This is a genomic window from Microcystis sp. T1-4 (assembly GCF_000297435.1).
In the GTDB taxonomy this organism is placed as follows: domain Bacteria; phylum Cyanobacteriota; class Cyanobacteriia; order Cyanobacteriales; family Microcystaceae; genus Microcystis.
On sequence record NZ_CAIP01000233.1, the window covers coordinates 1 to 7,200 of the forward strand.

Here is a 7,200-nt window from a genome sequence, read left to right on the forward strand (position 1 = left end):
AGAAACTTCAAGTCCTATTATTTAGACCGTGTAGCTGAATACTGGAGTGATGCTTTTGCCATTTACCCAGTTATCAGCACTTTGTCGAGTCGATTCCTTTTTGCCTCTATCTCAAACATTGCTGCTGATGCGTTTCAAATTTGCATTGGCCCATTATTAAATCTAGTTTATCTCAACCCCAGAAAATACCTCAATTAATGACAGAGCAGCACCATGGCGATACCGATACCTAAACTTAAACCCACCAGCACTTGAAAAGGAGTATGACCAATTAATTCCTTTAAACGTTCCTCATTAAATTCCTTGCCTCCCTGGAACATTTCATCGATAATTTGATTGAGAATCCGGGCCTGTTTTCCCGCTGCCTGACGCACTCCAGCCGCATCATACATAACAATAACCGCAAAAAGCGCAGCGATGGCAAATTCGGAACTAGACCAACCCATCTGTAATCCTACCCCAGTAGCCAAAGCTCCCACCAACGCCGAGTGAGCGCTAGGCATTCCCCCCGACGAGACTAGATAGCGCAGACTAACCTTACCATCGCGGATTAGCTCAATCAGCGCTTTTAGTCCCTGGGCGGTGAAACAAGCTAAAAGAGAGACTAGCAGTATTTGATTGTGTAACACCTGCTCGAAGTCCTGCATAATCTCATTCGTTTAATTTAATTTTTACGATTAACAATATACTCGGCGATGGCCCGTAAAGGTTCAGCGGCCTCATCGTAGCCACTCAATTCACCGATGGCACTATCTATTAACTGTTGAGCTTGCTGGCGGGACCCTTCTATCCCCCAGAGACTAGGATAGGTAGCTTTTTGTGCCTGTAGGTCTTTACCGGCGGTTTTGCCTAATTCCTCGTTTGTCGCCGTGATATCAAGAACATCATCGATAATTTGGAAAGCCAAGCCAATATTTTGGGCATAACGGGCTAATTTAGCTATATCTTCCCCTTTTGCCCCCGCTAAAACTGCCCCCGACACCACAGAAGTCTCCAACAGGGATCCCGTTTTGTGAGTGTGGATAAAACCGAGAGTTTCTGCCGAAATATCGGGTTTTCCCGCAGATTCCAAGTCTAAAACCTGACCCCCCACCAAACCCGCTGCCCCGACAGTGCGACCTAAACGGGCAATTACCTCTAAAATCTGTAGGGGAGGTACATTACGAGTCTGAGTAGCCACATACTCGAAAGCGTAGGCCAGGAGACCATCCCCGGCTAAAATAGCTATATCTTCGCCGAAAACCTTATGATTGGTTAATTTCCCGCGTCGGTAATCATCGTTATCCATGGCGGGTAAATCGTCATGAATTAATGACATAGTGTGTATCATTTCTAGGGCGCAAGCGGTGGGTAAAGCCATCTCTAGGGAACCCCCCATCAGTTCACAGGTAGCCAGACATAAAATCGGTCGCAGACGTTTGCCCCCAGCAAGGAGAGAATAGCGCATCGCCTCGTAGATTTTGGCAGGATTGCCGATAACTAAAGAGCTATCTAAAGCTGACTCGACAATCAACCGCTTTTCCTCCAGATAGGAAGCCAGGGAAAAGTTCTTGTTTTTCCTCACTTCTACTCCTCGTTCGCCCCTAGTAACCATGTCTTTTTGTCTTGAACCGACTGCTTCTAAAACTATATCAGGAAACTCCCCCTCGATGGGAATTAAACTGACTGCTCCCTTGTACCCTAAGCTGTTGAGTATCTAAATTACCCCTTCAGACTGCATGGCAGCTCCGCAGTTGACCTTCTGAACATTTGTACTAAATTTTTCCAGACGGAGAGAGTCCAATTCTCTTTTCTGATGCCTATTTTCTCTTTTAACCTGAAAAAATACCTCCCTCAGTCCAGAGATTAGCAAAAAACAGGCGATACAATTGAATTTCACCGCAGTTATCCTGGGAGATGCTAAAGTTTTGATGATTCGGTCAAACTTCCGTTTTCTTAGCTTGCGGTTGGGAAATTTCTCGATTAGCCTATAATTAGGGTTATCCTAGTAATATATTTTATGCTGCCAGGGCAAATTTTAGGCGATCGATACCAAATTCAAAGTCAGTTAGGTAAACAAACCGGAAGACGCACTTTTCTCGCCCAAGATATAAAAACGGGCGCTACTGTTGTTGTCAAATTATTAATCTTTAGTACCGATTTTGAATGGACAGATTTAAAACTTTTTGAACGGGAGGCCGAAACTCTTAAACATCTAGATTGTCGCTCGATTCCCGAATATATCGACTATTTTGAAGTTCGCACCGATACCTATCAAGGTTTCGCCCTTGTTCAGAGTTATATCGAGGCGAAATCTCTCAAGGAACAGCTAGAAAATGGTCGCAAATTTAGTGAGGCAGACCTGCAAGAATTAGCCAAATCTATCCTAGGGATTTTAATTTATCTTCATGGAATTAGCCCGCCAATTATCCACCGAGATTTGAAACCTAGTAATATCTTACTAAAAGATCGATCAGGTCATAGTATCGGTAATGTTTATTTAATTGATTTTGGTTCTGTCCAGACTGTTGCCCAACAGGAACAAGCCACTTTAACTATCGTCGGAACCTACGGTTATATGCCCCCTGAACAATTCGGTGGTCGCACCGTTGCCGCTTCTGATTTATACAGTTTAGGGGCCACTTTAATCTATCTAGCTACAGGAATTCATCCCGCCGATTTACCCCAAAAAGATGGCAAAATTCAATTAAATAATTTAGCCAATTTAAGCCCTGCTTTTGTTCATTGGTTAGGACAGTTAATTGAACCTAGTCTCGAAAAAAGGTTTATTTCAGCACAGGCAGCAAATCAAGCTTTACATACTCTCCACGAAATGCAATTAACTTCCTCGAACCTTGAAAAACCCGCAGGGAGTCGGGTACAGTTGCAAAAAAATGAGGAGAAAATTAAAATATCTTTACCTCCCGAAGGTTTTACCCCTAAATTAATTTTTCTTGGAGCTTTTGCCATCGCTTGGAACGCTTTTTTATTAGTATGGACAGGAGGAGCAATTTCTATTCCTCTGTGGATGAGTTGGTTTTTTCTGCTCTTTTCTTTGCCTTTTTGGTTTGTGGGTTTAGGAATGCTTGGCGGGATTATTTATTGCCTCAAAGGGGAGGAAATTATCACTATTGATAGGGAAGAAATTGTGGCCATTCAGCGAATTTGTGGTTTGAAACTTCCGGGCAAAAAGAAAATGGCACGGGAACATATTAATAAACTGGTGAAAGCTGATAGTTATCATACCAAAGATGGTGATGGCGATCGAGTTTATGTGCCGATGGCTTTAACTATTTGGGCGGGGACTAAAGAATATACTATTAGCAGTAAGACAAAAGAATATCTGAGTCAACCCGAAATTGAATGGTTAGCAGCGGAATTGAGCCAATGGTTAGGAATACCAATTACTAATAAGTAGCTGGTTAAAATCAGCTTTTTTCTCCCCTCTCCCCTCTCCCCTCTCCCCTCTCCCCCACTGATTACTGCTTACTGATAACTGAAAAATCTCCCCAATTCCCCACTTCCCACCTCCTAATTCATAATTCATAATTCATAATTCTCTCTCCCCCATCTTCCCTCTCCCCTCTCCCCACTTCCCATCCCCTGATATAGACGAACTGTCTGTGATCAGTGTAAAATTTTATGAAGAGTCTGGGCTTTTTTCTCCCTTTTCCTGAGAAATGCCCCAGCGCCAGTGACTAAAATCAAAATTGTGCATCCCATCGATAATTAAGTTTATGAGCGCCACTATTACCGTAGAAAAACGCAAATTAGAAAAACCCCCTTTAGAACTGCATTATCTCGGCGATCGAGTCCTGCGTCAACCGGCCAAGCGGATTACTAAGGTCGATGACAGCATTCGCCAATTAGCCAGAGAAATGCTGCAAACTATGTATAGTTCCAATGGTATCGGTTTAGCGGCTCCCCAAGTGGCAGTCAATAAACAATTGATTGTCATCGATTGTGAACCCGATAAACCAGAAAATCCGCCCTTAATTCTGATCAATCCCCAAATTATCGGTTATAGTCGGGAATTGTGCAAGGCGGAAGAGGGTTGTTTGAGTATTCCCGATGTGTTTTTAGATGTCATCCGTCCCCAAGCGATCGAAGTGAGTTATAAAGATGAACAGGGGAAACCGCGAAAACTGCAAGCTAACGGTTTACTAGCGCGGGTAATTCAACACGAAATGGATCATCTCAATGGTGTCATGTTCGTGGACAGAGTAGATAACGATTTGGCACTGAATGAAGAATTAAAAAAACACGGTTTTTCCGTGCAAGCGGTGAAACCCGTCGAGAAAGTGACAAAATAAAGGCATTAGTTAATTTAGGCGAGGAGTGAAGATGACCCCGAAAAGCGGCGTTTTATTGTTATTATCCTGTATTGCAGCGATCGCTGGTGTGGGTTGTGTCTTTGAAATTAGTTCGGGAGAACCGGATTTAGGCAATACCACCACTGGCTTAATTCTAGCGGCAAGCATACCATTAACAGCCCTATTTTTTTGGGCGGCGGTTAAAGACACGAGAGCCAATTACAAATAGAATAACTTCCCCTCGGTTGCAGAAGAGAGAATTTATTTCTCTCTTTTGTTTGTTTTAACTACAGGACAAATTGCCAGAAAAAGTTACTACTTTTGAGGACTTTAAGTAGCTGGTTATAATTAAATTAAAAATAGTTTTTAGGTTCGATACCCCCTTAGTACTAGGGTTGATTCATAGTAGGGTTGATTCATGAATCAACCCTACCCTTAGTCCCCCGTTGATAAGGGTGGTGTCTGATAATTTTTAACGCCTACCTACTTATCAGCTTTTATGACAATCAATCATATCCTGACCAGTGAAAATCTGATTAGGTAAAGATTTCCCCCCTCTCTCCTATATCCGCAATCTAGAATGATAAAATAGGTGATGTTAAAAGCATCATTCATTAGCTATGACCACAACCTACAAAGTAGAAATTTCCCATTTAGGAACCACACAAACGATCGAAGTTAGGAAAGATCAAACTATACTACAAGCGGCCTACGATGCGGGGATTGACTTACCCAGTTCTTGCAATGCGGGCGTATGTACTACCTGCGCCGCTCAACTTTCCCAGGGTAGCGTTGAACAAGGTGAGGGCATGGGATTATCCCCCGACCTGCAAAAAGAAGGCTATGCTTTGTTATGTGTGGCCTATCCTCGCTCGGATATTAAACTGGAATCTGGCAAGGAAGAAGTAGTTTATCAACGTCAATTCGGAAAACCCTAGGCCAGACTGGGGTTAAGATGACAAATTTTCGGGGGTTTCCCCCCAAAAAAACAGATTTTGAGCCAATAGAACCGGCAAACCCTAACTAATAGCTGAATGCTGACTAATAAGGGAGAACTTTTGCTCTGCACTCTTGAGGGCTGCTTTCATGAAACCATAAAAGAGAGGATGAGCTTTATTGGGACGAGAGCGAAATTCGGGGTGAAATTGGGTAGCAATAAAGAAAGGATGTTTTGGTAGTTCGATAATTTCCACCAAACGACCATCGGGAGAAGTGCCACTCACCAGATAACCAGTCTCGAAAAAGAGACTACGATAGGCATTATTGAACTCGTAACGGTGACGATGGCGCTCATAGATAACCTCTTGACCGTAGAGGGAGAAAGCCAGACTATCGGGATTTAAACGGCAGGGATAGAGACCTAAGCGCATTGTTCCCCCTAAATCCACCACATCTGCCTGTTCTGGCAGTAAATTAATCACTGGATTGGGTGTATCTTCTTCAAATTCGGAACTATTGGCCCTTTCCAATCGGGCCACATTGCGACCCCATTCGATAATCGAACACTGCATCCCTAAACAGAGACCCAAGAAAGGAATATTATTGACCCTAGCATACTCGATCGCCTTAATTTTGCCATCCACACCCCTAATACCAAAACCACCGGGTACAACAATACCGTCAACACCGCTTAAATGAGCTTCGGCCGAATCGTTATCCACATCTTCGGCACTTACCCAACGCAATTCTATCTCGCTATTAAGGGCAATAGCGGCGTGTTTGAGGGCCTCCACCACCGAGAGATAAGCATCCCCCAACTGCACATATTTCCCGACGATAGCTATCTCTAATTTTTGACTGGGGGATTGCATCTGTCGGATGAGATTTTCCCACTCCTCCAGATGGGGGTATCGGGGACTGAGGTTGAATAATTCTAGGGTTTGTTGCGCTAATCCCTCTTTTTCCAGATTGAGAGGAACTTCATAGATACTGCTGGCATCCTGAGCAGTAATCACCGATTCCACCGGCACATCACAGAAAGCTGAGAGTTTTTCTTTTAACCCCGGTTGTAGGGGTAGATGACAACGACAGACTAACACATCCGGTTGAATACCGATCGATCTTAATTCCTTGACCGAGTGTTGCGTCGGTTTCGTTTTCATCTCCTTGGCCGCCGGAATCCAAGGAATTAGGGTAACGTGCATATAAACCACGTTATTTCGACCTACATCCTTCCTAAATTGCCTAATTGCTTCTAAAAAAGGCAAAGATTCGATGTCTCCCACCGTACCACCAATTTCTGTGATGACAATATCGGGGTTGGTATCTTTGGCCACCCGGAGAATCCTTTCCTTGATTTCGTTGGTAATATGGGGAATTACCTGCACGGTTCCCCCCATATAAGCACCACGGCGCTCTTTATTCAATACCGCTTGATAAATCGAGCCAGTAGTCACGCTATTGAGACGGGAGAGTTCCGTATCGGTAAAACGTTCGTAGTGGCCAAGGTCGAGGTCGGTTTCGGCCCCATCATCGGTGACAAATACCTCTCCGTGTTGAAAAGGACTCATCGTACCCGGATCCACGTTGATATAGGGGTCTAATTTCAGAATTGAGACGGAATAATCCCGACTTTTCAACAATCTTCCCAAACTAGCGGCGACAATTCCTTTCCCAATACTGGAGACAACTCCCCCGGTGACAAAGACAAATTTACTCATAAAATTCTTCCTGCGATCGATTATACCTAGCAAGGGGTGAGAGTTTTCGGGATGGGGCGGTGTCATTTTCCCAGATTTCATTATAACCGGAGGATCTATACCGCTCAACTAAACTTACTCAAACTTACTTAAAAGCCTGAAAGCTTAGTCATTCGTAGTGGGTCAAGCACTACAGGATTAAACGGCAAACCCTTTATTCCCTGGTCAATGACATCAGGAATTACTTTTCTAATGATGTTAAATGACCC

8 protein-coding genes are annotated in these 7,200 nt (G+C 43.7%); 5 read left to right on the forward strand and 3 right to left on the reverse strand.

Going from position 1 to position 7,200, the window contains the following annotated elements; genetic code table 11:
* Nucleotides 1–198 (forward strand): hypothetical protein (locus tag MICAI_RS27180; protein ID WP_039900220.1); only part of this gene is annotated, 198 nt, incomplete at its 5' end.
* Here the strand turns inward: MICAI_RS27180 and MICAI_RS14400 are convergent.
* Both MICAI_RS14400 and crtE read right to left on the reverse strand, forming a co-directional pair.
* Complete coding sequence (locus MICAI_RS14400) at nucleotides 195–647, reverse strand: divergent PAP2 family protein (RefSeq protein ID WP_008203347.1); 453 nt, start codon at nucleotides 645–647, stop codon at nucleotides 195–197. The two genes, MICAI_RS27180 and MICAI_RS14400, sit on opposite strands and share 4 nt — an antisense overlap.
* A gap of 17 nt (nucleotides 648–664) precedes the next feature.
* Nucleotides 665–1,594 carry a geranylgeranyl diphosphate synthase CrtE gene (crtE, locus tag MICAI_RS14405; RefSeq protein WP_008203348.1) on the reverse strand — a complete coding sequence of 310 codons (930 nt, stop codon included), beginning with the start codon at nucleotides 1,592–1,594 and terminating at the stop codon, nucleotides 665–667.
* 405 nt (nucleotides 1,595–1,999) lie between these two features.
* On the opposite strand from crtE, the gene MICAI_RS14410 reads away from it, so the two are divergent.
* The 4 genes from MICAI_RS14410 (at nucleotide 2,000) to MICAI_RS14425 (ending at nucleotide 5,230) form a co-directional block, all read left to right on the forward strand.
* On the forward strand, nucleotides 2,000–3,397 hold the full coding sequence (locus MICAI_RS14410) for a serine/threonine protein kinase (protein WP_008203350.1): 1,398 nt from the start codon (nucleotides 2,000–2,002) through the stop codon (nucleotides 3,395–3,397).
* A gap of 319 nt (nucleotides 3,398–3,716) precedes the next feature.
* Nucleotides 3,717–4,292, forward strand: a complete 576-nt coding sequence (gene def / locus MICAI_RS14415) for a peptide deformylase (RefSeq protein ID WP_008203351.1) — start codon at nucleotides 3,717–3,719, stop codon at nucleotides 4,290–4,292.
* 31 nt (nucleotides 4,293–4,323) lie between these two features.
* Nucleotides 4,324–4,521, forward strand: a complete 198-nt coding sequence (locus tag MICAI_RS14420) for a hypothetical protein (protein ID WP_008203353.1) — start codon at nucleotides 4,324–4,326, stop codon at nucleotides 4,519–4,521.
* A 391-nt stretch (nucleotides 4,522–4,912) separates the two neighbouring features.
* Nucleotides 4,913–5,230 (forward strand): 2Fe-2S iron-sulfur cluster-binding protein, encoded by a 318-nt coding sequence (locus MICAI_RS14425; protein WP_008203355.1) that lies wholly within the window; start codon nucleotides 4,913–4,915, stop codon nucleotides 5,228–5,230.
* 81 nt (nucleotides 5,231–5,311) lie between these two features.
* Here the strand turns inward: MICAI_RS14425 and MICAI_RS14430 are convergent, their stop codons facing one another.
* Nucleotides 5,312–6,952, reverse strand: coding sequence for a CTP synthase (locus MICAI_RS14430; RefSeq protein WP_008203357.1), 1,641 nt, complete (start codon nucleotides 6,950–6,952; stop codon nucleotides 5,312–5,314).
* Nucleotides 6,953–7,200 lie beyond the last annotated feature (248 nt).

Coding starts and splice junctions, on each gene's coding strand:
- MICAI_RS14410 (WP_008203350.1), top strand. CDS start 2,000: ATGCTGCCAGGGCAAATTTTAGGCGATCGATACCAAATTCAAAGTCAG.
- MICAI_RS14400 (WP_008203347.1), bottom strand. CDS start 647: ATGCAGGACTTCGAGCAGGTGTTACACAATCAAATACTGCTAGTCTCT.
- crtE (WP_008203348.1), bottom strand. CDS start 1,594: ATGGTTACTAGGGGCGAACGAGGAGTAGAAGTGAGGAAAAACAAGAAC.
- def (WP_008203351.1), top strand. CDS start 3,717: ATGAGCGCCACTATTACCGTAGAAAAACGCAAATTAGAAAAACCCCCT.
- MICAI_RS14425 (WP_008203355.1), top strand. CDS start 4,913: ATGACCACAACCTACAAAGTAGAAATTTCCCATTTAGGAACCACACAA.
- MICAI_RS14420 (WP_008203353.1), top strand. CDS start 4,324: ATGACCCCGAAAAGCGGCGTTTTATTGTTATTATCCTGTATTGCAGCG.
- MICAI_RS14430 (WP_008203357.1), bottom strand. CDS start 6,952: ATGAGTAAATTTGTCTTTGTCACCGGGGGAGTTGTCTCCAGTATTGGG.